The 25,706-nt window shown below is 67.8% G+C and carries 21 protein-coding genes; 7 read left to right on the top strand and 14 right to left on the bottom strand.

Features of this window, described 5'->3' with window-relative positions; all coding sequences use genetic code 11:
• Positions 1-199 precede the first annotated feature (199 nt).
• The 4 genes from DI041_RS20280 to DI041_RS20265 all read right to left on the bottom strand — a co-directional run bounded on the left by DI041_RS20280 (position 200) and on the right by DI041_RS20265 (position 4,331).
• Positions 200-1,105, bottom strand: a complete 906-nt coding sequence (locus DI041_RS20280; RefSeq protein WP_046984106.1) for an SPOR domain-containing protein — start codon at positions 1,103-1,105, stop codon at positions 200-202.
• 21 nt (positions 1,106-1,126) lie between these two features.
• On the bottom strand, positions 1,127-2,815 hold the full coding sequence (gene argS / locus DI041_RS20275) for an arginine--tRNA ligase (RefSeq protein ID WP_046984105.1): 1,689 nt from the start codon (positions 2,813-2,815) through the stop codon (positions 1,127-1,129).
• A gap of 114 nt (positions 2,816-2,929) precedes the next feature.
• On the bottom strand, positions 2,930-3,634 hold the full coding sequence (gene radC / locus DI041_RS20270; RefSeq protein WP_046984117.1) for a RadC family protein: 705 nt from the start codon (positions 3,632-3,634) through the stop codon (positions 2,930-2,932).
• A 70-nt stretch (positions 3,635-3,704) separates the two neighbouring features.
• The gene (locus tag DI041_RS20265; protein ID WP_046984104.1) at positions 3,705-4,331 is read right to left on the bottom strand and encodes a response regulator; all 627 of its coding nucleotides are present in this window, start codon (positions 4,329-4,331) and stop codon (positions 3,705-3,707) included.
• Positions 4,332-4,559: 228 nt separating this feature from the next.
• On the opposite strand from DI041_RS20265, the gene coaBC reads away from it, so the two are divergent.
• Genes coaBC through DI041_RS20250 form a run of 3 tightly spaced genes read left to right on the top strand, consistent with a single transcriptional unit; the run spans position 4,560 to position 8,653 of the window.
• On the top strand, positions 4,560-5,822 hold the full coding sequence (gene coaBC / locus DI041_RS20260; RefSeq protein ID WP_136639898.1) for a bifunctional phosphopantothenoylcysteine decarboxylase/phosphopantothenate--cysteine ligase CoaBC: 1,263 nt from the start codon (positions 4,560-4,562) through the stop codon (positions 5,820-5,822).
• Positions 5,819-6,292 (top strand): dUTP diphosphatase, encoded by a 474-nt coding sequence (dut, locus tag DI041_RS20255; protein WP_005407763.1) that lies wholly within the window; start codon positions 5,819-5,821, stop codon positions 6,290-6,292. The genes coaBC and dut overlap by 4 nt, the downstream gene beginning before the upstream one ends.
• Positions 6,293-6,304: 12 nt before the next feature.
• A complete protein-coding gene (locus tag DI041_RS20250) occupies positions 6,305-8,653 on the top strand; it encodes a phosphomannomutase/phosphoglucomutase (protein ID WP_136639897.1) in 2,349 nt (782 codons plus the stop codon).
• 281 nt (positions 8,654-8,934) lie between these two features.
• Here DI041_RS20250 and DI041_RS20240 read toward each other — a convergent pair whose 3' ends face one another.
• The 8 genes from DI041_RS20240 to pyrE all read right to left on the bottom strand — a co-directional run bounded on the left by DI041_RS20240 (position 8,935) and on the right by pyrE (position 18,432).
• A complete protein-coding gene (locus DI041_RS20240; RefSeq protein ID WP_136639896.1) occupies positions 8,935-9,648 on the bottom strand; it encodes a response regulator transcription factor in 714 nt (237 codons plus the stop codon).
• The gene (locus DI041_RS20235) at positions 9,629-12,289 is read right to left on the bottom strand and encodes a sensor histidine kinase (protein WP_136639895.1); all 2,661 of its coding nucleotides are present in this window, start codon (positions 12,287-12,289) and stop codon (positions 9,629-9,631) included. Before DI041_RS20235 ends, DI041_RS20240 begins: the two co-directional genes overlap by 20 nt.
• Positions 12,290-12,340: 51 nt before the next feature.
• Positions 12,341-12,991, bottom strand: a complete 651-nt coding sequence (gene kdpC / locus DI041_RS20230) for a potassium-transporting ATPase subunit KdpC (RefSeq protein WP_136639894.1) — start codon at positions 12,989-12,991, stop codon at positions 12,341-12,343.
• Positions 12,988-15,045 carry a potassium-transporting ATPase subunit KdpB gene (gene kdpB, locus DI041_RS20225; protein ID WP_136639893.1) on the bottom strand — a complete coding sequence of 686 codons (2,058 nt, stop codon included), beginning with the start codon at positions 15,043-15,045 and terminating at the stop codon, positions 12,988-12,990. The genes kdpC and kdpB overlap by 4 nt, the downstream gene beginning before the upstream one ends.
• A 10-nt stretch (positions 15,046-15,055) precedes the next feature.
• Positions 15,056-16,765: a potassium-transporting ATPase subunit KdpA gene (gene kdpA, locus DI041_RS20220; protein WP_136639892.1), complete on the bottom strand. Its 1,710-nt coding sequence runs from the start codon at positions 16,763-16,765 to the stop codon at positions 15,056-15,058.
• Positions 16,766-16,777: 12 nt separating this feature from the next.
• A complete protein-coding gene (locus tag DI041_RS20215) occupies positions 16,778-16,870 on the bottom strand; it encodes a potassium-transporting ATPase subunit F (protein WP_012509821.1) in 93 nt (30 codons plus the stop codon).
• 220 nt (positions 16,871-17,090) lie between these two features.
• Complete coding sequence (locus DI041_RS20210; protein WP_136639891.1) at positions 17,091-17,753, bottom strand: hypothetical protein; 663 nt, start codon at positions 17,751-17,753, stop codon at positions 17,091-17,093.
• 19 nt (positions 17,754-17,772) lie between these two features.
• Positions 17,773-18,432 (bottom strand): orotate phosphoribosyltransferase, encoded by a 660-nt coding sequence (gene pyrE / locus DI041_RS20205; RefSeq protein ID WP_032972564.1) that lies wholly within the window; start codon positions 18,430-18,432, stop codon positions 17,773-17,775.
• Between the two features lie 162 nt (positions 18,433-18,594).
• Between pyrE and DI041_RS20200 the strand changes: the two genes are divergently transcribed.
• The 3 genes from DI041_RS20200 to DI041_RS20190 all read left to right on the top strand — a co-directional run bounded on the left by DI041_RS20200 (position 18,595) and on the right by DI041_RS20190 (position 21,005).
• Positions 18,595-19,395: an exodeoxyribonuclease III gene (locus DI041_RS20200; protein ID WP_099589074.1), complete on the top strand. Its 801-nt coding sequence runs from the start codon at positions 18,595-18,597 to the stop codon at positions 19,393-19,395.
• Positions 19,392-20,696: an AmpG family muropeptide MFS transporter gene (locus tag DI041_RS20195; protein ID WP_136639890.1), complete on the top strand. Its 1,305-nt coding sequence runs from the start codon at positions 19,392-19,394 to the stop codon at positions 20,694-20,696. Before DI041_RS20200 ends, DI041_RS20195 begins: the two co-directional genes overlap by 4 nt.
• A gap of 78 nt (positions 20,697-20,774) precedes the next feature.
• On the top strand, positions 20,775-21,005 hold the full coding sequence (locus tag DI041_RS20190) for a hypothetical protein (RefSeq protein WP_032972567.1): 231 nt from the start codon (positions 20,775-20,777) through the stop codon (positions 21,003-21,005).
• A gap of 106 nt (positions 21,006-21,111) precedes the next feature.
• Here the strand turns inward: DI041_RS20190 and DI041_RS20185 are convergent, their stop codons facing one another.
• Together DI041_RS20185 and DI041_RS20180 are read right to left on the bottom strand one after the other, a co-directional pair.
• Positions 21,112-22,239: an anhydro-N-acetylmuramic acid kinase gene (locus DI041_RS20185; RefSeq protein ID WP_136639889.1), complete on the bottom strand. Its 1,128-nt coding sequence runs from the start codon at positions 22,237-22,239 to the stop codon at positions 21,112-21,114.
• 65 nt (positions 22,240-22,304) lie between these two features.
• Positions 22,305-23,777, bottom strand: coding sequence for a M23 family metallopeptidase (locus tag DI041_RS20180; RefSeq protein ID WP_136639888.1), 1,473 nt, complete (start codon positions 23,775-23,777; stop codon positions 22,305-22,307).
• Positions 23,778-23,944: 167 nt separating this feature from the next.
• Here DI041_RS20180 and tyrS point away from each other — a divergent pair, with 167 nt between their 5' ends.
• Positions 23,945-25,156 carry a tyrosine--tRNA ligase gene (tyrS, locus tag DI041_RS20175; RefSeq protein ID WP_006388280.1) on the top strand — a complete coding sequence of 404 codons (1,212 nt, stop codon included), beginning with the start codon at positions 23,945-23,947 and terminating at the stop codon, positions 25,154-25,156.
• Positions 25,157-25,706 lie beyond the last annotated feature (550 nt).

The following is a 25,706-nucleotide window of genomic DNA, read 5'->3' as shown; positions in this document are numbered from 1 at the left end:
GCGGATCAGGGAGAAACCGGCGCGGAGATCCTTGCTACAGAGCGATCGAGAAGACCTAGAGCCGAACGGTCGCCCGCGCCGGGCTCTCGGCACCTAAGGTGCCAGAGTCGCAAGAGATAAGAGCCGAGCATGGGCTCGGCTCTACAGAAGCACAGAAAAAGCTGGGCAATGCCCGGCTTTTTCATTCACATCGGCAGGCTTACTGCGCCTTGATCGCCATCGCCTGCAGGCCGGTGCCATCCAGCTTCTGCTTGGCTTCGGACAGCTCGCCAGCACTGCCATACGGCCCCATGCGCACGCGGTACACGGTCTTGCCGTTGATCTGTGCCGACTCCACGCGTGCGGCCAACCCCATCATCGCCAGCTTGGCCTTGGTCGCCTCGGCATCGCCGGAGGCACCGAAAGCGCCTGCCTGCAGGATGTAGCGGGCGTTGTCGGCAGCAGCGGGTGCGGCAGTGGCCGCTGTGCTGGTCGCAGCCGGTGCAGCTTCCGCACGCGGTGCCGCGGTGGCCGCAGCCGTGTTGTTCGAAGCCGCAGTGGTGTTGGCCGCCGGCGTTGCCACTGCCGGACGCTCGCTCAGCGGTGCCGGCAGCGGACGGCTGGTGGCGGTGACCGGTGCAGTGCTGGCCACGCTGGCAGTTGCCGTCGGTGCCGGCGCAGTGGCGGTGGCCGGCGGAACCGGCTTGCCTTCCAGTGCTGCCTGCGCACGCTGCGCTTCGGCCTTGGCCCGGCGCTGGTCTTCGGCACGCGCGCTGGCGGCCAGCTCGGCGTCGGACATCTCGACTTCCTTGCCCGGCAGCAGGGTGTAGAAGTCGTACTGGGTGGCGGCCGGCTTTTCTGGTTCTGCCGGCTTCGGCGTGGCTGGCTGCGCGGCCGGCTGGGTACCGACATCGCTGTCGGCATCAGCGACCGGGGCTGGCTGCGCGTTCGGGTTCGGCTGCGGACCGGCGCGCAGGAAGCCATCGCCTTCGCCCTTGAACAGGTTCGGCGCCGCCAGGAACACCACGGCCGCGATCGCCACGCCAGCGACCAGCCACACCCATCCGGGTGTGCCCTGGCTGCTGCTGTTGCGTCGTGCCTGGTTTTTGCCGCGTCGTGCTGCCATGTGTACTGCGTCTCCTGATGCTTACATTTTTTCCGGGGCGCTGACGCCCAGGAGTTCGAGGCCGTTGGCCAGCACCTGGCGCGCTGCGCAGGCCAGGGTCAGCTTGGCGTTGCGATCGGCAGCGTCTTCCACCAGTACCGGCGTCCCGTGATACCACGTGTGGAACGCGTGCGCCAATTCACGCAGGTACTGCGCCACCAGATGCGGTTCCAGCGCCACGCCGGCTGCCTCCACCACTTCCGGGTACCGCGAGATCTCGTTCATCAGCAGAAGCGACGCGTCGTCGGCCAGGCGGCCGAAGTTGGCAAGGCCATTGCCCTGCTCGTACACCAGGCCCTTCTCCTGCGCCTGGCGCAGCAGGCTGCAGACGCGGGCGTGCGCGTATTGCACGTAGAACACCGGGTTGTCGTTGCTCTGCTGGCGGGCCAGGTCGATGTCGAAGGTCAGCTGCGAATCGGGCTTGCGCGCGATCAGGAACCAACGGGTGGCATCGCGGCCGGCTTCTTCGATCAGGTCGCGCAGGGTGAAGTAGCTGCCGGCACGCTTGGACAGCTTCACTTCCTCGCCGCCGCGCATGACGGTGACCATCTGGTGCAGCACGTATTCCGGCCAGCCCTGCGGGATGCCCACTTCCATGGCCTGCAGGCCGGCGCGCACGCGTGCCAGTGAACCATGGTGGTCGGCTCCCAGCTCGGTGATCGCGCGCTCGTAGCCGCGCTGCCACTTGGACAGGTGGTAGGCCACGTCCGGCACGAAGTAGGTGAAGGTGCCGTCGGACTTGCGCATCACGCGGTCCTTGTCGTCGCCGAAGTCGGTGCTGCGCAGCCACAGCGCGCCGCCTTCCTCGTAGGTGTGGCCCGAGGCCTGCAGCTTGGCGACCGCTTCGGCGACCTTGCCATCGGCGTACAGCGAGCTTTCCAGGAAGTAGATGTCGAAGTCGACGCCGAATGCAGCCAGGTCCAGGTTCTGCTCGTTGCGCAGGTAGGCCACGGCGAAGCGACGGATCGCCTGCATGTCGTCCGGGTCCTTGGCGCCGACCACGGTGCTGCCTTCCAGATCGACGCTGGCGCCGGCCATGTAGGCGCGGGCGACGTCGGCGATGTATTCACCGCGGTAGCCGCCTTCCGGCCAGCCGTCCTGGTCCGGCGCGATGCCCTTGATTCGCGCCTGGGTGGACAGCGCCAGGTTCTCGATCTGCACGCCGGCGTCGTTGTAGTAGAACTCGCGCTTGGCGTTCCAGCCGTTGGCGTCGAGCACGCGCGCCACGCAGTCGCCGATCGCCGCGGCGCGGCCGTGGCCGACATGCAACGGGCCGGTCGGGTTGGCCGACACGTATTCCACGCCCACCGTGCGGCCATTACCGGACAGGTTGCGGCCGTAGTCGTGACCTTCCTTGATGACCGACGCGGCTTCACGCTGGTACGCGGCCGGGGCCAGATAGAAATTGATGAAGCCGGGGCCAGCGATCTCGACCTTGCTGACGTCCTCGCTGCGCGGCAGCGCCTCGACCAGCGCCTGTGCCAGTGCGCGCGGATTGCTGCGCGCGGCCTTGGCCAGCAGCATTGCGGCGTTGGTTGCGAAGTCGCCGTGGTCGCGGGTCTTCGGGCGCTCGACCACGAAGTCCGGCGGCAGGGAGTCGGCGGGCAGGGTACCATTGGCGCGCAAGGCTTCGATGCCTTGGCTGATCAGGGCGCGGAGGAGATTTTTCACGAGGCCTGCTGTGAGAATGAGCGGCGGAATCGCCCATTTTAGCGCAGATACCAGCGGCCACGCTGACCGGAACCTGCCGATGGCGCCGTCCGGCTGCCCACGCAGGGCGGGCGCTCAGCCGAACAGGCGGGGCTGGGGCGGTGACAGCAGGCCTCGTTCAGCAAACGAAACGGGACGACCCTCACCCACCACGAAGTGGTCCAGCAGCCGCACATCCACCAGTGCCAGCGCCTGCTGCAGTTCGTCGGTGATGCGGGTGTCGGCGCCGGAGGGCTCCGGGTCGCCCGAGGGGTGGTTGTGGCTGAGGATCACCGCCGCCGCATTGTGCAGCAGGGCTCGCCGCACCACCTCGCGAGGGTAGACCGGGGCGGCGTTGATGGTGCCGTGGAACAACTCCTCGCAGGCGATCAGCCGGTGGCGGTTGTCCAGGAACAGGGCCATGAAGATCTCCCGGGCCTGCCCGCGCAGGCGGTGCTGCAGATAGCGGCCAACCGCGGCCGGATTGTTGCCGACCGCCTCGCCATGTTCCAGCTCGGCGGCCAGGTAGCGATGGGCCAGTTCCAGCCCGGCGGCCAGCGTACAGCTGCGTGCCGGGCCCAGCCCGGGCAGCCGCGCAAGTTCACGTGCGGGGCGGTCCAGAAGCACCCGTAGCGGACCATGGGCCTGCAGCAGGTCGCGCGCGGTCTGCACGGCATCGCGGCCGCCGAAGCCCGAGCCCAGGAACAGCGCCAGCAGTTCGGCATCGGAAAGTGCCGTGGGTCCGCGTGCCATCAGCTTTTCGCGGGGACGTTCCTGTTCGGGCCAGTCGTGGATGGGCATGCCTGCATCATCGCCAGCCCGGTCGGCGCAGCCCATCAGCGCACACCGCGGCTCCGGGTCGGGCGATACCTCAGTCGCGCCGGGTCTGCAGGTAGTCGAACAGTTCCTGGTTGTTCTGCAGGCCCAGCTTGCGCTTGGCTTCAGCCTTCTGCCGGCTGATCGTCTTCGGACTGCGCCCGCAGTGCTCGGCGACGGCGTTCACGCTGAGCCCGGCCGCCAGCAGATCCAGCACCTCCTGCTCGCGTGCCGACAGCGGTGCCGGTTCGCGCGGGAACATAAGGTCGCGGGCCTGCAGGTGGTGGCGAAGCTGTCGGGAGACGAACACCTGCCCCGCCAGTGCTGCATTCAATGCCTGTGGCACCTCGGCGAAATCGGCGCATTTGTCGACCAGCCCATTGATGCCCTCGCGCAGGAGGCCATCAAGCAGGCCCGGATGCCGCGCGCCGGTCAGCACCACCACCGGCAGGTGGGGATGGTACGCGCGCAGGGCATCGATCAGTTCCGGACCATCCGGCCCGGCGCCGGGCATCGACAGATCGGTCAGCACTGCATCGCAGTCGTTGTTGTCCACCAGCTGAAGCAGCTCGGCGCCATCGCACGCACTGCCGACCACGTCCATCAGGTGGGTCTGCAGCACGACGCGGATGCCGTGCAGGACCACAGGATGGTCGTCGGCGATGATGATGCGTGGGTGCACGCGCTTCCTCGGAGATCGAACGGACCGCTGCACACAGCGGCCAACGTCTGATTCTGCAAAAGGGCGGGGTCGTAACGGTATAGGAAAGGTCCGAAACCGATGCCCGGCGTCTGCCAGGTCAATACGGGCGGACTCCATCTGCTGATAGCCGCCCGCTATGTATGCCGTGTACCGGGACATTACCGACCATCGGGTAAGCTACCGCCCTCGTTTGCACAGGAATTCCAGGTGGCTGACTCCCCCAATGCTTCTCCCGCGCCGGCCCGCGCGCTGGAAGGTCAGAAACTGCTGTTGTGCGTCGGAGGCGGGATCGCGGCCTACAAGGCTTTGGAGCTGGTGCGGCGCCTGCGCGACGCCGGTGCCCAGGTGCAGGTGGCGATGACCGCCGGTGCCCAGCAGTTCGTCACTCCGCTCAGTTTCCAGGCCCTGTCCGGGCAGCCTACCCGCACCACGCTGTGGGACAGTGCCGCCGAACAGGCCATGGGACACATCGAGCTGGCCCGCTGGGCCGACCGCATCGTGGTCGCCCCCGGCACCGCCGATCTGCTGGCGCGGCTGGCCCAGGGCCATGCCGATGACCTGGTCAGCACCCTGTGCCTGGCCAGCACCGCGCCGCTGACGATCTGCCCGGCGATGAACCATCGCATGTGGCTGCACCCGGCCACCCAGGCCAATATCGCCCTGCTGCGCCAGCGTGGCGCGCAGGTGATCGGCCCGGTTGACGGTCCGCTGGCCGAAGGCGAATCCGGTCCTGGCCGTCTGGCCGAACCGGGTGACATCGTCGCCGCGCTGGCCGCCAACGGCAGTGCCGAGGCACCGGCTGCCGCGCCGGAAACCCGCGCGCTGCAGGGCCTGCGCCTGCTGATCAGCGCCGGCCCCACCTATGAGGACATTGACCCGGTGCGCTACGTCGGCAACCGCAGCAGCGGCAAGATGGGCTTTGCCCTGGCCGCCGCAGCCACTGCGCTTGGCGCCCAGGTGGTGCTGGTCAGTGGCCCGGTGCAGCTGCCGACGCCGCCGGGGGTGCAGCGCATCGATGTGCGCTCTGCCGCGCAGATGCGCGATGCCGTGCTGAAGTCGCTGCCGGCCGACATCTACATCGGTGCGGCGGCCGTTTCCGACTACACGCCGCGCCAGGTCGCGCCGCAGAAGCTGAAGAAGACCGCGGACAGTCAGTCGCTGGTGATCGAGCTGGTGCGCACGCCGGACATCCTGGCCGAGGTGGCCGCGCAGACGCAGTCGCTGAAGCTGGTGGTCGGCTTTGCCGCCGAGACCCACGACGTGGAGAAATATGCGCGGGGCAAGCTGGTCGACAAGCGCCTGGACCTGGTGATCGCCAATCAGGTCGGCATCAGCGGCGGCGGTTTCGAGAGCGACAACAATGCCGCCACTGCCTTCTGGCAGGATGGTGAACAGGTATTCCCGGCCACCTCCAAGCGCGAGCTGGCCGAACAACTGCTGGCGCTGATCGCGCGGAGACTCCAGGCATGACCCAGGCATCCACTTCCCAACCGCTGCAGGTCAAGCTGCTCGATCCGCGCTTCGGCGACAGCTGGCCGCTGCCGGCCTATGCCACCGAAGCCAGCGCCGGCATGGACCTGCGCGCGGCGCTGGATACCGCGCTGACCCTGCAGCCGGGCGATACCGCGCTGGTGCCCAGCGGCCTGGCCATCCATATCGCCGATCCGCACCTGTGCGCGGTGATCCTGCCGCGTTCGGGGCTGGGCCATCGCCACGGCATTGTGCTCGGCAACGGTACCGGCCTGATCGACGCCGACTACCAGGGTCCGCTGTTGATCAGCGTCTGGAACCGTGGCCGTGAGGCCTTCACCATCGAGCCGGGCGATCGCATCGCGCAGCTGGTGGTGGTGCCGATTGCCCGCGTCAGCCTGCAGGTGGTGGATACTTTCACCGACAGCGTGCGGGGAACGGGTGGATTCGGCCATACCGGGGTGCGTTGACGGGGGACATCGATGAGCGGCATCGGGGAAGGACAGCGGGGACGGTCGTTGGGACGCAGCGCGCCACTACTGGGGGTGCTGCTGGTCCTGCTGGCCGGTTGGTTCGGATGGAGCGCGGTGCAGCAATGGCGGCAGGAAGCCAATGGGCAGGCGCTGGAAGAAGCGCGTGACCAGGCCGTGCAGGGCCTGCAGGACGCTGCAGCCGGCCAGCTGAAGCAGCTGCAGCAGCAGCTGAAGAACGAACGCGTGCAGCAGGCGCTGCAGGCCGGTGATGCCGCGGCAGCGGCACTGGCCGTGCGCGAGAGCTGGACCGGCGTGGAACAGGCGGAAGTGCTGACCGCCGATCTGGCCAACGCCTACGCTGCCCCGGCCGCCTTTGGCTATGCCCGATTGGCGCTGCTGGAAGCGGCATTGGCCGAAGGCAAGCCCAGCCTGCGCGTGGTCCGCGATGGCGGTGGCAACCGCCTGGGCCTGGCCGCGCCGGTGCAGCTGGGCAGCCTGGGACCGGCGGTGCTCTACGTGCGCCAGCCGTTGCTGCGGCTGACCGCGCCGCTGGATCAGGTCAGTGCACCGACTACGGGTTTCCTGGGTCTGCGCCAGGGTATGCATGATCTGGTCACCCAGGGCGATGCCAGCCTCGCCGAGAGCGCCGAGGCACTGGCACGGCCGGTCAACGGCACTCCGCTGCGCCTGGTGGCCGCGGTCCCCAATGTCGAAGCCGGGCCACTGGGCCTGGGCGCGCTGGCCAGCGCCATCGTCGCACTGCTGCTGGCGTTCATTGCCGTGCTGCTGGTGGTCGGCCGTGGCCGCCTGCCGAAGACGCTGCCACTGCCGCGTCGCGCCGCTGCGGCGGTTGCCGACCATGGCCCTACCCTGAGTGAAAGCCTGCAGCAGGCTCCGCCAGCGGCGGCCGCCGTGACCAGCAGTGGCGATGCCACGCCACCGCCGCCACCACCGGTGCCGGCCGAGGCGCTGGCCGCCGGCATCTTCCGTGCCTACGACATCCGTGGCGTGGTCGGCAGCGAACTGACGCCGAAGACCGCGGCATTGATAGGCCAGGCCATCGGCACCGTGGCACTGGAGCAGGGCCTGCGCGAGGTGGTGATTGGCCGCGATGGCCGCCTGTCCGGCCCGGAACTGGCCGCCGGCCTGGCCGAAGGCCTGAGGCGCGCCGGTTGCGCGGTGATCGACATCGGCCTGGCGCCGACCCCGCTGGTGTACTACGCCGCCTTCCATCTGCGCACGGGGACCTGCGTGGCCGTGACCGGCAGCCACAATCCGCCGGAGTACAACGGCTTCAAGGTGGTCATCGGAGGTGAAACGCTGTCCGGCGATGCGATCACCGATCTCTACCAGCGCATCGTCGAGGGCCAGCTGGTGCAGGCCGCCGAACCGGGTGACTACCAGCAGCGCGACGTTGCGGCCGACTACATCCAGCGCATCGCCGACGACGTGCAGCTGGACCGCCCGTTGAAGGTCGTGGCCGATGCCGGCAACGGTGTCGCCGGCGCGCTCGCACCCCAGCTGCTGGAAGCGATCGGCGCTGAGGTCATTCCGCTGTACTGCGATGTCGACGGCAGCTTCCCCAACCATCATCCGGACCCGAGCGAACCGGCCAACCTGGAAGACCTGGTGCAGACGGTCAAGCGTTTCGGCGCCGACCTCGGCGTCGCCTTCGATGGCGACGGAGACCGGTTGGGCGTGGTCACCGGCGAAGGCAAGATCATCTATGCCGACCGCCTGCTGATGTTGTTCGCGGCCGATGTGCTGATGCGCAACCCGGGCGCGATGGTGATCTACGACGTGAAGTGCACCGGCAAGCTGTCCGACCACGTGCTGCGCAATGGTGGCAGCCCGCTGATGTGGAAGACCGGGCATTCGCTGATGAAGGCGAAGATGCGCGAGACCGATGCCGAACTGGCCGGCGAGATGAGCGGCCACTTCTTCTTCAAGGAGCGCTGGTTCGGTTTCGATGACGGCCTGTATGCGGCCGCGCGCCTGCTGGAGATCCTGGCCCAGCGCGAGGAAACGCCGGATGAGGTGTTGGCCGAGCTGCCGGAGATGGTGGCCACGCCGGAACTGAAGGTGCCGGTGGCCGAAGGCACGCCGCATGCGCTGGTGGCGATGCTGGTGGCGGCGGCGCAGTCGCCGGACAACCCGTATGTGGGCGGTCGGCTGTCGACTATCGATGGCCTGCGCGTGGACTTCCCCGATGGCTGGGGCCTGGTGCGCGCCTCCAACACCACGCCGGTGCTGGTGCTGCGTTTCGAAGGCAACGACGAGGCGGCACTGGAACGCATCCAGGCGCTGTTCCGCAGCCAGCTGCAGCCGGTGCTGGGCGACACCCCGCTGGGGTTCTGAGGAGGAGCCGGGCCGCGCCCGGCACCCGCCGAAGCAACAGCAACAGCAACATCAACGTCAAAAGCGGGCTATCCGTGGGATGGCGGGGTGGGTCCGGTTGCGGGGGACGCCGTAAACCCGTCCCTGGGGGCTTGGCCGCGGCATCCATGCCGCGGACACCCCCGCAACCGGACCCACCCCGCCTTCGACAGTTTCCCGCGAGCTGTCGGAACGGCACGGGCTCTGCCCCCAGGTGCCGACCAGGGTTGGCTCTGGTAGGTGTCGACCTTGGTCGACACGCCTCAACCCTTGAACCGCAAACCCACGCCTGGCTCGGTGAACAGGTAGCGCGAATCCAGCGCTGAATCGCCCAGCTTGTGCCGCAGCTTGCCGACCAGGATGCGCAGGTAATGAGTGTCGTGCTGGTGGGTCGGTCCCCAGATCTCCTGCAGGATCTGCGGCTGGGTCACCACCCGCCCGGCGTTGCGCAGCAGTAGTGACAGCAACGCGTATTCCTTGCGGGTCAATGCCACCGGCTCGCCATCGAGTGCCACTTCGCGGCGCACCAGGTCCACGTGCAGGTGGCCGTCGTCGAACACCGGCGGCGTGCCGTCGCTGGGTACGCTGCGCGTGCGCAGCAGCGCCCGCACCCGCGCCATCAGTTCCTGCGTGCCGAATGGCTTGGTCACGTAGTCGTTCGCGCCCGTATCCAGCGCGCGCACCTTCTCGGTTTCGCCGGCACGCACGGTCAACATGATCACCGGCACCTGGCTCCACTGCCGCAGCTGTTCCAGTACCTCGTGGCCTTCCATGTCCGGCAGGCCGATATCCAGGATCACCAGATCCATGTCCTCGCTGGCGGCCAGCTGCAGGCCTTCCTGGCCGGTGGCGGCCTGCCGCACCTGGTAACCCTGCGCACGCAGGCTGATGTCCAGGAACCGGCGGATCTGGGTTTCATCATCGATCACCAGCACGCGCGGGGCCGGGACGCTGGCATCAATCGGGGTCGGGCTCATCGTGGGAGGCTGGCTTGAGCAGGGGCAGGGTGATGCGGATCAGGGTACCGCGACCGTCGCGCCCGGGCAGCGCCTGCACGCTGCCACCATGCGCACCGATCATGCCCTGGCAGATGGTCAGGCCAAGACCGGTGCCGTGGCGGCCGCGGTCGCCGCGTTCGACGCTGTAGAACATGTCGAAGATGCGCGCGCGCTCGTCATCGGGAATGCCGGGGCCGGCATCGATCACGTCGATGCGCAGCTGGCCGTCCAGCTCGCGCGCTTGTACCTGTACGGCGGCGTCGGGCGGCGAGAACTTGGCCGCGTTCTCCATCACGTTGAACACGGCTTGTTCGACCAGCGCCGGATGCACCCAGATCGGCGCCAGCGTGGAAGGAATGTCGAGCTCCAGCCGCACCTTCGGCTGATAGCGCTGCAGGCGTCGCGCCGCCGAGCCGATCAGTTCGTCCACGCCGATCCAGTCGCGGTTGATCTTCAGCCCTTCATGGCCGAGGCGGGTCATGTCCAGCAGGTTCTGGATGTAGCGGTCCAGCCGTTCGCCCTCGACCAGGATGGTGTCCAGCAGGGCGCGGCGATCAGCCGTATCCATCGCCGCACCGTAGCTGGCCAGGCTGTCTGCCGAACCGATCATCGCCGCCAGTGGCGAGCGTAGGTCGTGCGACACCGAAGAGAGCAGGGCCGAGCGCAACCGCTCGGTCTCGTTGCTGACGTGCGCCTGTTCCAGTTCGGCCACCAGCCGTGTGCGAAGCGCGGCCTGGGCGATGTCATCGACCATTGCCTCGGCCAGCTGCCGTTGCTCGGGCAGCAGGCGCGCCTGCGCGCCGGGCAGGTACAGGCCGGCCACGCCAATGGCGCGGTCCTCGCCATCCAGCAGTGGCAGGAACCACCACTGCGCACCGGCCAGGGTATCGGTGAAGCGGCCGCTGGGCTGGCCATGGCGCAGCGCCCAGTCGGCGGCGGCCAGATCGGTGTCCCCCGGCTGGCTGCGACCACCGGCCGCGGTGTCTGTTCCAATGCGCAGCCACGCCGGAACGTCCATTGCCTGTTCCAGTGCCAGCCTGCCGGCCTGTGCGACCTCGCCATTGCCGGCCGCACTGGCCAGCTGCCGGCCCAGCTGCTGGCGCGCACGCGCATGGCGGTTGGCTGCACGCAGCGCGATCACCTGCATGCGCAAGCGCGAGGCCAGCCGTCCGGCCACCAAGGCGGCGGCCAGGAACAGGAACACGGTGATCACGCCCTGGCGTGCACCGATGGCGAAGGTGAAGCGCGGCGCGATGAACAGGAAGTTGTAGGCGAGGAAACACAGGATCGCCGCCATCACCGCCACGCTGGCGCGCGTGCGCGCGGCCACCACTACCACCGCCACGATGAACACCATCGACAGGTCGGCCATGCCGACCCAGCGCTCGGCCAGCCACGCCACTGCGCAGGCCATTGCGGTAGCGATCAGCGCCTGCGCTGGCTCGTAGCTGATGCCGCGCACCGGCGGCAGCAGGCCCTCGCGGCGCGAGCGCGCCCGCGCCTGCGGGGTGCTGATGATGGTGATCTCGTAGTGCGCGCCGCGCTGGATCAGCTGCTGGGTCAGGGTGCGGTTGAACATCCGCGCCAGCGGACGTTCGCGGGTCCGGCCCAGCACCAGGGTCGACACGCCGTTGTGCGCGGCATGGTCGAGCAGGGCATCGGCGATGCTCGAACCATGCAGCAGTTCGGCGTCGCCGCCCAGCCGACGTGCCAGTGCAAAGGCCGCATCGATTTCGCGCCGGGTCGCCTCGTCCTGGCGCCGGCCCTGCACGGTCACCACCGTCCACGGCGCGTCGCGGCGTTCGGCGATGCGCCGCGCCACCCGCACCAGGTATTCGCTCTGGCCGCCGCCATCAATGGCCACCAACACGCCACGCCGCAGCGGCAGGTTGCTCTCGCCGCGTGCCGCCCGTGCTTCGCGCAGGCTGCTGTCGACGCGGTCGGCGGCCTCCTGCATCGCAAGTTCGCGCAACGCGGTCAGGTTGGCTGGCGAGAAGAATGCCTGCAGGGCCTGCGCGGCCTGTTCGGGCACATAGACCTTGCCCTGCTGCAGGCGCGCGATCAGTTCGCGTGGCGGCAGGTCGACCAGCACGATGTCATGCAGGCGGTCGAGCACACCGTCCGGCACAGTCTCGCTGACCCGGACGCCGGTGATGCGCATCACCACATCGTTGAGGCTTTCCAGATGCTGGATGTTGACCGTGGTCCAAACGTCGATGCCGGCGTCCAGCAGCTCCATCACATCCTGCCAGCGCCGCTCGTGGCGGCTGCCCGGCGCATTGCGGTGCGCCAGTTCGTCCACCAGCACCAGCGCCGGATGCCGTGCGAGCACGGCATCCAGATCCATCTCCTGCAGGGTGTGGCCGTGGTAATCCACGTCCTTCAGCGGCAGCTGCGGCAGGCCTTCCAGCAATGCCTGGGTATCGGCACGGCCATGGGTTTCCACCAGGCCCACCACCAGGTCGACACCGCGGCGCAGCTGTTCCTGCGCGCGGGTCAGCATCGTGTAGGTCTTGCCCACGCCCGGCGCCGCACCGAGGAACACGGTCAGCTTGCCGCCGGCTTCGCGTTGCAGGCCTTCGACCAGGGCATCGGCCTGGCGGGTACGCGCATCAGTCATGGGTGCCGCTGTCATGGCCGCCATTGTGCGCGCAGCCGGTGCAGGCCGGCATCACGGTGCCTTGGCCGCGTGGTCCAGTGCGAAGTTCAGCGTCACCACGTTCACCCGTGGCTGCCCGAACAGGCCCCACTGGCGTCCCTCGGTATGCGCCTGCACCAGGGCCTGCACGCGCTCCACCGGCAGGCCACGGGCGCGCGCCACGCGTGCCACCTGCAGCTGCGCCGCGGCCGGCGACAGCTGCGGATCCAGGCCACCCGCGGACTGTGTGACCAGGTCCGCCGGTACCTGCGCCGGGGTGACGCCTTCGCGCGCGGCGACCGCAGCAGTGCTGGCGGCAACACGTTCGGCCAGGGCCGGGTTGCTGCGGGCGATGTTGGAACCGGCAGCGGCCATCGGGTCATAGTTGGCCGCCGACGGACGCGCCTGGAAATAGCCGTCACCCGTGAACGGCTGCGACAGCCACGCCGAGCCGCGAACCTGGCCGTTGCCATCGCGCAGCAGGCTGCCCTCGGCCTGGGTCGGGTACGCCAGGCCGGCAAAACCGGTGGCGATGCCGGCGTAGACCGCACCCGCCAGCAGCAGTGTGGCCAGGCCCAGGCCGATCGCCGGGCGCCAGCTGGCACCATCCTGCAGGCTGGCCACGCGGGCCTCGGCCTTCTGTTCGCGCGGAAGGGAAGATGAAGTGGAAGCAGTACGGTTCATGCGCCGAATACCAGGACAAGAAGGAGGTCGATCGCCTTGATCGCTGCGAACGGCAGCAGCACGCCGCCGAGGCCGTAGACCAGCATGTTCCGGCGCAGCAGCGCGGTTGCAGTGGCCGGGCGGAAGCGCACGCCACGCAGGGCGAGCGGGATCAGGGCGGGAATCACCAGGGCGTTGAAGATCAGCGCCGCCAGCACCGCATTGCGCGGGCTCGACAGCTGCATCACGTTCAATGCGGCCATGGTCGGCACGGCGGCGGCGAACAGGGCCGGCAGGATCGCGAAGTACTTGGAGACGTCGTTGGCCAGCGAGAAGGTGGTCAGCGCACCGCGGGTGATCAGCTGTTGCTTGCCCACTTCCACCACTGCCAGCAGCTTGGCTGGATCCGAATCGAGGTCGACCATGTTGCCGGCCTCCTTTGCCGCCTGCGTGCCGGAGTTCATTGCCAGGCCGATGTCGGCCTGGGCGAGCGCCGGTGCGTCGTTGGTGCCGTCGCCGACCATCGCCACCAGGCGGCCACCGGCCTGTTCCTGGCGGATGCGTGCCAGCTTGTCTTCCGGGCGCGCCTCGGCGATGTAGTCGTCGACGCCGGCTTCGGCGGCGATGGCGGCGGCGGTCAGCGGATTGTCGCCGGTGATCATCACCGTGCGGATGCCCATCGCCCGCAGCTGCGCGAACTTCTCGCGCATGCCGTGCTTGACCACGTCCGACAGCTCGATCACGCCCAGCACGTGGCGGCCCTCGGCCACCACCAACGGGGTGGCCCCATTGCGTGCAACCTGCTCGACGCGACCGGCCAGTTCAGCCGGCACATTGCCGCCCAGCGCCTGCACGTGGATGCGGATCGCATCGGCGGCGCCCTTGCGGATCTGCCGCCCATGTTCCAGATCCACGCCGGACATGCGGGTCTGCGCACTGAACGCCAGGTACTCGGCCTGCTCCGGTTCGGCGGTGGCGCAGCCCTGTTCGCGCGCCAGGCGCACGATCGACTTGCCTTCCGGGGTCGGGTCGGCCAGCGAAGAAAGCAGCGCCGCTTCGCGCAGCTGGCTGGCGTCGATGCCGGCCAGCGGGTGGAAATGGCTGGCCTGGCGGTCGCCGTAGGTGATGGTGCCGGTCTTGTCCAGCAGCAGCACGTCGACGTCGCCGGCCACTTCCACCGCCTTGCCCGACTTGGCCAGCACGTTGGCAGCCAGCGCACGGTTCATGCCGGCGATGCCAATCGCCGGCAGCAGGCCGCCGATGGTGGTCGGGATCAGGCACACCAGCAGCGCGATCAGCAGCAGCGGGTCGACCTTGACGCCGACCGAGGCACCAATGGCCGGCAGCGTTGCCACCACCACCAGGAAGGTCAGCGTCATCGCCGCCAGCAACAGGGTCAGCGCGATCTCGTTCGGAGTCTTCTGGCGGTTGGCGCCTTCCACCAGCGCGATCATCCGGTCCAGGAAGCTGTGGCCCGGTTCGGCGGTCACCCGCACGATGATCTGGTCGGACAGCACCTTGGTGCCGCCGATCACGCCGGAGCGGTCGGTACCGGCCTCGCGCAGCACCGGCGCCGATTCGCCGGTCACCGCGGCTTCGTTGATGGTGGCCAGGCCCTGCACGATCTCGCCATCGGCCGGCACCAGCTCACCGGCGCTGACGATCACGTGGTCGCCCGGGCGCAGTTCGGCGGCCGGCACCTGGGTTTCGACGGCACCCGGTTGCGGCGCGGCCAGCCGGCGTGCCACCAGGTCCTGGCGGGCACGCCGCAGCGACGCGGCCTGGCCACGGCCACGTGCTTCGGCCACGGCTTCGGCGAAGTTGCCGAACAGCACGGTCACCAGCAGGATCGCGGTCACTGCCAGGCCAAAGCCGAGCGGCGCGTTGCCGGTCAGGGTGACGATTGCGGCGACGATCGTGCCGGCCATCACCACCGCCATCACCGGGCTGCGCACCAGATGCATCGGCGACAGCTTGAGAACCGCTTCGATCAGCGCACGGCGCAGGCCGGCGCCATCAAGCAGGGCAGGGCGCGGTGCATGGGTACTACGGGTTGAACTTGCTTGGGTACTCATCAGGGTGTCCTTAGTGCAGTCCCAGGCTCAGGTGGTCGGCGATCGGGCCGAGTACCAGCGCCGGCATGAACTGCAGCACGGTCAGGATGACGATCACCGAGACCAGGGTCAGGGCGAAGGTCGGGGTTTCGATCTGCAGGCTGCCGGCCGATTCCGGTGCCTGGCGCTTGGCGGCCAGCTGTGCGGCCACCACCAGCGGGATGATCAGCAGCGGGAAGCGGCCCAGCAGCAGCACCAGCGAGCAACTGAGGTTCCACCAGAGCGTGGCGTCACCCAGTCCTTCGAAGCCGGAACCGTTGTTGGCATAGGCCGATACGTACTCGTAGAAGACCTGGCTGATGCCATGGAAACCGGGGTTGGAGGTGCCGGCCAGGCCGGGCACGGCCAGGGTTATCGCGGTGAACACCAGCAGGGTGATCGGCTGCAGCAGCACCAGCAGGGCCAGCAGGCGTACCTGTGGCGTCTCCAGCTTGCGGCCGAACAGTTCCGGCGTACGCCCGGTCATCAACCCGGCCAGGAACACGCCCAGCAGCAGGTACACGATGAACTGCTGCAGGCCGCAGCCGATACCGCCCCAGATCGCGCTGACCAGCATGTTGACCATCGCGATGCCGCCACTCAGTGGTGCCAGCGAATCGTGCATGCCGTTCACCGAACCGTTGGAGACCTGGGTGGTCACCGCCGCCCACAGCGCGGTGCCATCGGCGCCAAAGCGTACCTCCTTGCCTTCCATCAGCAGCGGCGTGGCGGCGCTGGCACTATGCCCCTCGCTCCACACCATGGCGCCGGTGGACAGCAGCGACATGCCGAGCATGCAGCTGAACACCAGGACGCCGAAGCGGCGTCGGCCGGTGAACGCGCCGATCATGAAGATCACTGCCATCGGCACCAGCAGGATGCCAACGATTTCCAGCGCATTCGAAACCGGCGTCGGGTTCTCCAGCGGGAAGCTGCTGTTCGGGCCGTACCAGCCGCCGCCGTTGGCACCGAGCTGCTTGGCCGCGACCATCGCCGCCACCGGGCCCAGCGGCAGTTTCTGTTCGGCCATGCCAGCGCTGGCATCGATAGGCGTCGCCTGTGGCCCACCGGCCATCGTCGACGGCACGCCCTGGCTGGTCAGCACCAGCGTCCACACCAGGCACAGCGGCAGCAGGAAGCGCACGCACAGGCGCACCACGTCCACGTAGTAGTTGCCCACCGCCACCTGGCGGTCATCACCGGTACCACTGGCCGCTGCGGCCTGCGGCGAACGCGAGAACAACGCGCGCAGCGTGGCCACCGCCAGCGCCAGGCCCATCATCGGCGTCACCACCTGCAGGCCGGTGATGCCGGTCATCTGCGAGAGGTAGGACAGCTGCGCCTGGCCCGAATAGTGCTGCTGGTTGGTGTTGGTCAGGAACGAGATCATCGTGTGCAGCGCGGTGTCCCAGCGCATGTTCGGGATCTGGTCCGGATTCAGCGGCAGCCAGGCCTGGGTCATGAACACCGCCTGGGTCAGCACCGCCACCACCACGTTGCTCAGCACGAAGGCCAGCACGTAGCCGCGCCAGGACATCGAGCGCGACGGGTCGACGCCGAACACCCTGTACAGCGGTTTCTCGATCCAGTGGAACAACACGTCGACCTTCATCGGCGCGCCACGCATCACGCGCGCCAGATACAGGCCCAACGGCCAGGCCAGCAGCAGGCTGGCGGCAAGAATGACAATAATCTCAGTCATGGCAGTCTCCGCTCAGAACGACTCGGGCCGCAGCACGACATAAAGAAGATAGGCGGCGGCGACCAGCACCACGACGCCACACAACAACGACAGCCAGGGGGACATTGCATTAGCGTCCTGGTGGAACCCCTCCACCTCAGGCCGTCATCGTCGTCCTGCCCCCCATAAACGCACTACGCGCCGGACCGGGCCGACGCGTAAAGAGTGCATAAATTCCGCCGGCCAAACCGTAACCAGCCGCACCTGCTGCAGAGCCGAGCCCATGCTCGGCTGCTCTTTGCCGAGGTCACGCGGAGCCGGGCATGGGCTGGGCGCTACAGGGGAATCAGGGGGCCTGATCTGCTGGCACCAGCCCCTTCAGCTCGCGATAGCGCTGCAGGCTGCTGTCGATCTCGGCCTTCAATGCCTGCTGCTGCTGCAGGAATCCGGCCTGCAGGCGCTGCTGCGCCTGCAGCTGCACATGCCGTTGGCGGATCGCCTCGGCCTGCTTGTCGGCCACCTTGCCGCCGGCCAGCTCACGGTCACCGGCGGCCGACAGCAGCGCCACCAGCGATTCGCGCAGGCTGGTGACGTTGTACTCGGCAGTCTTCAGGTTGTTGTCCAGCACTTCCTGGCGCTCGGTGAACACCCGGCGCAGGTCGTCCTCGCTGCCATAGGTGGACAGCATCGCCTGCTCGGTACGCTGGCGGGTCTGCGTGGCCATCAAGTCCAGCTGTTGCTGCTGCGCTACGGTGCTGGCGGCAGCGCGCTCCTCGTCGGTCAACGCGCGCTGGACCTGCGCATTGCGCAGGCCACTCTTCGCGTTGAACTCCTCGCGGGCATGGTTGACCGCATCGGCCGGCAGCGAATCACTGCAGATCCGCTCCTTGCCCTCGTTCCAGCAGTACAGCTTCTTTTCCGCCTTGCCGCTGTCGCGCGACTGCGCCGGCACGGTGAACGGCAGGGCCAGCAGCAGGCCGGCGAAGAGAACAGCAGGAACTCGGGACATGACCTTTCCCCTGGGTCGGTCAGCGGATCGAACGGACGCCGTACTGGGCCCGGTAGGCTTCCAGCGGCTGCCGGTAACCGACAAGTTCCGGGTTGCCGGAGGCGAAATCAAGCAGGTCGGCCAGCGTCGCCACGGCGATCACCGGAATGCCGGCCTCTTCGGCCACGGCCTGTGCGGCGGAGCGATGGTCGGTGTCCGAGGCGATCTCCTGGCGGTCCAGCGCGACCACGATGCCGGCCGGGATGCCACCGGCGTCGCGGATGATGCCCAGCGCTTCGCGGATCGCAGTGCCGGCGGTGATCACGTCATCGACGATCAGCACGCGCTTGCCATTCATGTCGGCGCCGATCAGCTGGCCGCCTTCGCCATGGGCCTTGGCTTCCTTGCGGTTGAACGACAGCGGCAGGTCGCGGCCACGCTGGGCCAGCTCGCAGGCCATCGCGGTGGCCAGCGGAATGCCCTTGTAGGCCGGGCCGAACACCACGTCGTACTTGATCCCGGTGGCGTCGATGGCGTCGGAATAGCACGCGCCCAGCTGCGACAGCAGGGAGCCGGAGTCGAAGCGACCGGCGTTGAAGAAATAGGGGCTCAGCCGGCCGGACTTGAGGGTGAACTGGCCGAAGCGCAGGGCATCGGCGGTCAAAGCCAGCTGCAGGAAACGGTGACGGTGGTCGCTCATCAAAACTCGATTCATCTTCATTTGGAGCACAAATCCTAATCCAGCTGGGCGTTCCGCGCTCGTCCAGCGCCTTGTGAAGGGTGCCCGGGCGGTGCCCGGCGGACTGCGCAGCCCGGCAGGCAACCGGTATGCTTGCCCGGTTTCCCGCCGCAGGTCCCCCGCATGCGCATCATCAGTTTCAACGCCAATGGCATCCGTTCCGCCGCGACCAAGGGCTTCCTCGACTGGTTCCGTGCCCAGGACGCCGACGTCCTGTGCATCCAGGAGACCAAGGCCCAGGAAGACCAGCTGACCGACCCGATGTTCCGCCCGGACGGCCACCACTGCTTCTACCGCGACGCCATCACCAAGAAGGGCTACAGCGGCGTGGCGATCTACAGCAAGCGCGAGCCGGACCAGGTCATCACCTCGCTGGGCTGGGCCCCGTTCGACGACGAAGGCCGCTACATCGAGGCGCGCTACGGCAACCTCAGCGTGGTCTCCTTCTATATCCCGTCCGGCAGCTCGGGCGACCTGCGCCAGGGCTTCAAGTTCGAAGTGATGGAATGGCTGCGGCCGATCCTCGAGGAGTGGGCGCGCAGCGGCCGCGACTACGTGCTGTGTGGCGACTGGAACATCGTGCGTTCGGCGCTGGACATCAAGAACTGGAAGTCCAACCAGAAGAACTCCGGCTGCCTGCCGGAAGAGCGCGACTGGCTCAACGCCCTGTGCGCCGACCACGGCCAGACCACCGATGTCGCCACCGGCCGCGGCTGGGCCGACGCCTACCGCCTGCTCAATCCCACCGGCGAGGACTACACCTGGTGGAGCAACCGTGGCGCCGCCCGAGCCAACAATGTCGGTTGGCGAATCGACTACCAGTTCATCACCCCGGGCCTGCGTGACCGCCTGCGCAGCTGCTCGATCTATCGTGATGAGCGCTTCTCCGACCACGCTCCGTTCATCGTGGACTACGACCTGTGACCGAGGCTGCCAAGCCGGTCAGCTACAAGGGTTGGGCAGGAATCAAGCGCGCCTTCGGCACACCGTCGGCGCTGACCATGGCCATGCTGGGCTTCGGCAGTGGCCTGCCGTTCCTGCTGATCGCCTCGCAGACCCTGTCCACGCGCCTGCGTGACGTTGGCCTGGATCTGGGCAGCATTGGCCTGATCAGCCTGGCCAGTTTCTTCTACCTGCTCAAGTTCCTGTGGGCGCCGCTGCTGGACCGCTACGCCTTCCCGTTGCTGGGCAGGCTTGGCCGCCGCCGCTCATGGTTGCTGGTATCGCAGGTGATGGTGCTGGTCGGTCTGGTCGCGCTGGCCTTCGTACGGCCCGAGCAGGGGGTCTGGCCGCTGGTGATGTGGGTGCTGGTGGCGTCATTTGCCGGTGCCACCCAGGACTCGGCAGTTGATGCCTACCGCATCGAGATCGCGCCACAGGCGGCCCAGGCGGCGCTTGCGGCCACCTACACGCTGGGCTATCGGATCGGCCTGATCCTGGCAGGTGCAGGCGCGTTGTACCTGGCCCAGTTCGAAGGCTGGATCATCGCCTATCTGGCCATGGCGGCGCTGATGCTGCTGCCGATCATCACCACCCTGCTGTGTACCGAACCAGAGCGTCCGGCCACGGCCGTGCAGCGTCGCATCGATGTTGCCGAGGCTTTCGTCCAGCCGATCAGCAGCTTCTTCACCCGCAACGGCGTGGCGTTGGCGTTTGCGTTGCTGGCCTTTGTCGGCTTCTTCAAGTTCCCCGACCAGGTCATTGGTGTGATGGCGGGGCCGTTCTACCTCGACTCCGGATTCGACAAGGCGGACATCGCCACGGTCTCCAAGCTGTTCGGCGTGTGGATGGGGATTGCCGGCGCCTTCCTGGGTGGCATCGCGGTGGCGGCGTTCGGCTTCCGGCGCATGTTGCTGGTGGCGGCGCTGGGGGTGGCCTTGTCCAACCTGGCCTTCCTGCTGATGGCGCACAATCCAGGCAAGCTGTGGGCGTTCTATGCCGCGCTCAGTGCCGACAACCTGTTCCAGGGCTTTGCCGGCACCGTGCTGGTGGCCTTCATGTCGTCGCTGACCGACCGCAATTTCACCGCCACCCAGTATGCGCTGCTGGTCTCGCTGGCTAACCTGCCGGGCAAGTTCGTCGGCGGCGTGTCCGGCTACATTGTCGAGGCCACGTCCTACAGCACGTTCTTCATCCTCAGCTCGGTAACGGTGGTACCGACCCTGCTGCTGCTGGTCTGGCTGTGGCCGCGCATCGCCGACCGCGGGCCGCCACCGGTCGCCTGATTGCCTGCCCGCCCGGTCTGCGGGATCATCGCCCCCGACGCGCCGAGGGGGCGGTGCCTTGCGAACGGGGAAGTGAGCATGGCCGACGTTGTGCTGCGGGACCTGGACCCGCTGTTGCTGGAACGCATCCGACGGGTCGCGGTCGCTCGCGGCTGGACCCATGAACAGACCTGCGAGGCCTTGCTGGAGCAGGGCTTGTTCAGCAGTGAACTGGAAGTCCGCTCCGGCTTCGGTGATCCCGAAGTGGACGCCCTTTCCGATGCCATCGCCGCCCTGCAGGCGTTGCCCGCAGGGCAGGGCTTCGACTGACCTGACACCTGGTCGCGGTGATACCTGCCCGCCGGGCATGGCCCGGCGCTGCCGGGATGCTGCCGACGGGGTAGCGCCGGGCCATGCCCGGCGGATGTAGCCCCGCTCAGGCCAGGTGGATCGCGCCCAGGATCCGCGGGCCCTTCGCCCCGGTCACACTCGGCAGGTTGCCGGCCAGCCCGTCCATCGTCCGCTGTGCCAGCCACGCAAAGCCCATCGCTTCCACGTACTCCGGGTCCAGACCGTGCACCGCACTGGACTCCACCTGCACCCCCGGCAGCCGCGCCGTCAGTCGCCGCATCAGCTGGGTATTGCGCACGCCGCCGCCACACACCAGCAGGCGTCGTGTCTGCGGCTGCTGTGCCAGCAGTGCATCGACCACCGTCGCCACGGTCAGCTCCAGCAACGTCGCCTGTATGTCGGCGGCGGTGTACTGGCCTTCGCCCATGTGCGCCTCGGCCCAGGCCAGGTGGAACTGCTCGCGGCCGGTACTCTTCGGCGGCGGCAGTGCGAACCACGGGTCCGAGCGCCAACCCGCCAGCAGGCCCTCGTCCACCGCGCCACTGGCCGCGTACGCGCCGTCGGCATCGAAGGTGCGGCCGGTGTGGCGCTGGCACCAGGCATCCATCAGCGCGTTGGCCGGGCCGGTATCGTAGCCACGCACCGCGCCCTCGCGCGGGATCAGGGTCAGGTTGGCGATGCCGCCCAGATTCAGCACTGCGCGGTCTTCATCGGCAGTGCCCAGCATGCCCAGATGGAATGCCGGCATCAGCGGCGCACCATGGCCTCCGGCTGCCACGTCGCGGCGACGGAAATCACACACCGTGGTGATCCCGGTCAGCTCGGCGATGCGGTTGCCGTCGCCCAGCTGCACGGTGAACGCCGGGTCGGCCAGTGGCCGGTGGCGCACGGTCTGCCCATGCGAGCCGATCGCGCGCACCTGGCTGTGGTCCACGCCGGCCTCGGCCAGCAGCTGGTTGGCCGCCTCGGCAAAACGGATCGCAATCCGCGCGTCCAGTTCGCCGAGCTCTTCCAGCGAATCCAGCGGTCCGCCTTCGCCCAGCGCCACCAGCCGCGCGCGCAGCACCGGCTCCCAGCGGGCGGTCAGCCCATGCACGAAGCGGCAGCCACCACTGGCGGGGAACTGCACCAGTGCGGCATCGATGCCGTCGGCGCTGGTGCCCGACATCAGGCCAAGGTACAGGGGGGCGTCGCTGTCGGCAGTCGTGTTCATGGCAGGCATAAAAAAAGGACGCGGCAAGCTTGGGCTGCCGCGTCCTTCTTCGTCAACGCATGGGCTCAGCCGCGCTTGCGGCCGGTCGTCTGCTTGTCCTTGGCGCTGGCCACCTCGGGGGCGGCCTCGTCGCGGCCGGTCGGCGTCGGGCTGGCGTCGGCGTAGATCAGCTTCTCCATGCCCTGGATGCGGGCCATCGCCGGCGCGGTCTGCGCACGGAAGGCGACCAGCTCGGCACCCTTCAGCGGCTCCGGCGGCGGCATGGTCACGGTCAGCGGATTGCGATGCTCGCCGTTCACGCGGAATTCGTAGTGCAGGTGCGGGCCGGTCGCCAGGCCGGTCGAGCCGACATAGCCGATCACCGTGCCCTGCGCCACGCGCTGGCCGGTCCGGATGCTCGCAAAGCGCGACATGTGGCCGTACAGGGTGGTGTGGCCACGGCCGTGGTCGAGGATCACCACGTTGCCGTAACCGCGCTGCACGCCGGCGAACTGCACACGGGCGTCGCCGGCGGCCATGATCGGGGTGCCGGTGCGCGCGGCGTAGTCCACGCCCTTGTGCATGCGCATCTTGCCCAGCACCGGGTGCTTGCGCGCACCGAAGGTCGAGCTCAGCCGCGCGAACGGGATCGGCATGCGGATGAAGCTCTTCTTCAGCGAGCGGCCGTTGATGTCGTAGTACTCGGACTTGCCGTTGCGGTCGAAGCGGAAGCCGGAATAGGTCTTGCCACCGGTGGTGAAGGTGGCCGCGAGGATCTTGCTGGTGTCCACCTTCTCGCCTTCGCGCCAGGTTTCATCCATCACCACGCTGAAGCGGTCGCCCGGCTGCAGGTCCTTCGAGAAGTCGATGTCGTACTTGAAGATGTCGTCGGTCATCGTCGCGATCGCCGACGGCGACAGCCCGGCCCGGCGGGCCGCAGCGTACAGCGAGCTGGTGATCTCGCCGCTGGTGACCACGGTGCGGGTGGAGGTCTCGCGTTTGGTCACCTTCTCCTTGATGTCGTCGCCGGACAGGCTCAGCTCGACCCGGTTGTCGGCATCGCGGTCGAAGCGGATGCTGCGCAGGTCGCCGGACAGCGGCATGTCGAAGGCGATCTCGGCACCCGGGCGCAGCTTGGTCAGCGCCTCGCGCGCACCCGGATGGTCCAGCACCCGGTGCAGGGTGGTAGCCGGGATGCCGGCCTTGTCGAACAGGTCGCTCAGGGTCTGGCCGCGCTGCACGCGCAGCACCTGCCAGCTGTCACCGGGCACCTGCTGCTGTCGGGCCATGGTCAGCGGCGGCAACGGCAGCGCCAGGCTGGTATGGCTGTCGGCGAAGGGCGCATCGATGGTGTGCGAGAAGCCGGGAACGATCGTCGCCACCAGGGCGCCGATGGTCGCGAACAGGCTGGCATGCATCCAATGGCGGCGGGTCCAGCGCTCATTGAAGGCGGCGGGAAGATGTTGCCTGAGCTTCCGATGCAGGGCGTTGTCGTGCAGGACGTGGAGGCGTTCCTGGAAGCGCTGCTTGCGTGCGCGCCCTTGTTCGGAATTGTGCATCGGCGGTTCTTTCCTGGCAGCCCGGGAGCGCGGGCCTGATCGCCGGTTACCATAGACACCTGAGAAAACGGCGTCAAACCCTTGTGCCCATTGGCTTTTGTGAAGCCAATCGGGTTAACTTTGCTTTAACACCCCACACAAGAATCGGCGTTGCCGGGAGTAGTCACGTGTCCTCGATTGAAGAAGCCCTTGCCCTGATCGGCCGCGGTGCCGACGAGATCCTCAAGCTCGAGGATCTGCGTGCGCGCCTGCAGGAAGGTCGCCCGCTACGGATCAAGGCCGGCTTCGACCCCACCGCGCCCGACCTGCACCTGGGCCATACGGTGCTGCTGAACAAGATGCGCCAGTTCCAGGACCTCGGCCATCAGGTCATTTTCCTGATCGGCGATTTCACCGGCATGATCGGTGACCCGTCCGGCAAGAGCCTGACCCGCAAGCCGCTCAGCAAGGACGACGTGCTGGCCAATGCCCGTACCTATGAAGAGCAGGTGTTCAAGGTGCTGGACCGCAGCCGTACCGAAGTCCGCTTCAACTCGGAGTGGTTCGGCAAGATGGGCGCGGCCGACATGATCCGCCTGGCCGGCCAGCACACCGTGGCGCGCATGCTCGAGCGCGACGATTTCGCCAAGCGCTACGCCGCCCAGCAGTCCATCGCCATCCACGAGTTCCTGTACCCGCTGGTGCAGGGCTACGACTCGGTGGCCCTGGAAGCCGACGTCGAGCTCGGCGGCACCGACCAGAAGTTCAACCTGCTGATGGGCCGCGGCCTGCAGGAGCACCACGGCCAGAAGCCGCAGGTGGTGCTGACCATGCCGCTGCTGGAAGGCCTGGACGGCGTCAACAAGATGTCCAAGTCGCTGGGCAACTACATTGGTATCAGCGAGCCGGCCATCGACATCGTCACCAAGACCATGAAGGTGGACGACACCCTGATGTGGCGCTGGATCGAACTGCTGTCCTTCGACATCAGCCAGGCCGAAGCCGTGCAGCTGCGCGAGCAGGTGGCCAATGGCGGCCTGAACCCGCGCGTGGTCAAGCTGCGCCTGGCCCGTGAGCTGGCGACCCGCTTCCATGACGCCGCAGCGGCCGAACAGGCGGTTGCCGGTTGGGAAGCGGCGGTGACCGGGCAGGGCGACATCACCCAGCTGCCGCTGCAGGACGTGGCGATCCCGGCCGAAGGCCTGCGTATCGCCGCGCTGCTGACCGCGGCGGGCCTGACTCCGAGCAACTCCGAAGCCAACCGCAAGCTCAAGGAGCGCGCGGTCAAGGTGGACGGTGAAGTGGTGGAAGACGGCCAGCAGGTGCTGCAGCCGGGCTTCGAGGGTCTGCTGCAGGTCGGCAAGCGCACCTTCGCCCGCGTACGCCTGGTCGCTGCCTGATACAAGGAAGGGCCGGCGCCAGCCGGCCCTTCCTTGTGCTCTTGTAGAGCCGAAGGCAACGGCAGGAGCCGTTGCCAACGTCGCTTGCGACGGCCCGCAGGGGGCCGGGCGAGGACGCCCGGCATAGCCGCGCTCGGCTGCTCTTCGCGGAATCCTCCCGCAGCGCGATGGATGAACGGATGCAGCATTCGTTGAAAAAAATCGCCACACCCCCTTCACAAATGATGCGAATGGGGACATACTTCTCCTCCCCCGTCGCAGGGGTCGCCACCAAGGGGCTTCAGCGACAACAGGGCGCCCACCACCGCCGAACGAGATGATCGAACGAAGGTGTTGACGGACTGAAAAAGTCTGGCATAATGGGCGGCTCGCTACGAAGGAAACTTCGCAGCACACGGGAACGGCGCTGAGGCCACTTCCCAGGATCTTTGAAAGTATGCGCAGGTATCTTGTGAAGGCGCCTGCAGGAAGGATGATTGTCCATCTTGCAGACGTTTGATCAAGCAACTATTAATTGTTTTAAAGCAAGCGATACGTTGCCAGAATCATT

Source organism: Stenotrophomonas maltophilia (assembly GCF_004920835.1).
Lineage (GTDB): Bacteria > Pseudomonadota > Gammaproteobacteria > Xanthomonadales > Xanthomonadaceae > Stenotrophomonas > Stenotrophomonas maltophilia_AQ.
Note: the sequence above shows the minus strand (reverse complement) of the source record. Positions and strands in the feature narration are given on the sequence as shown.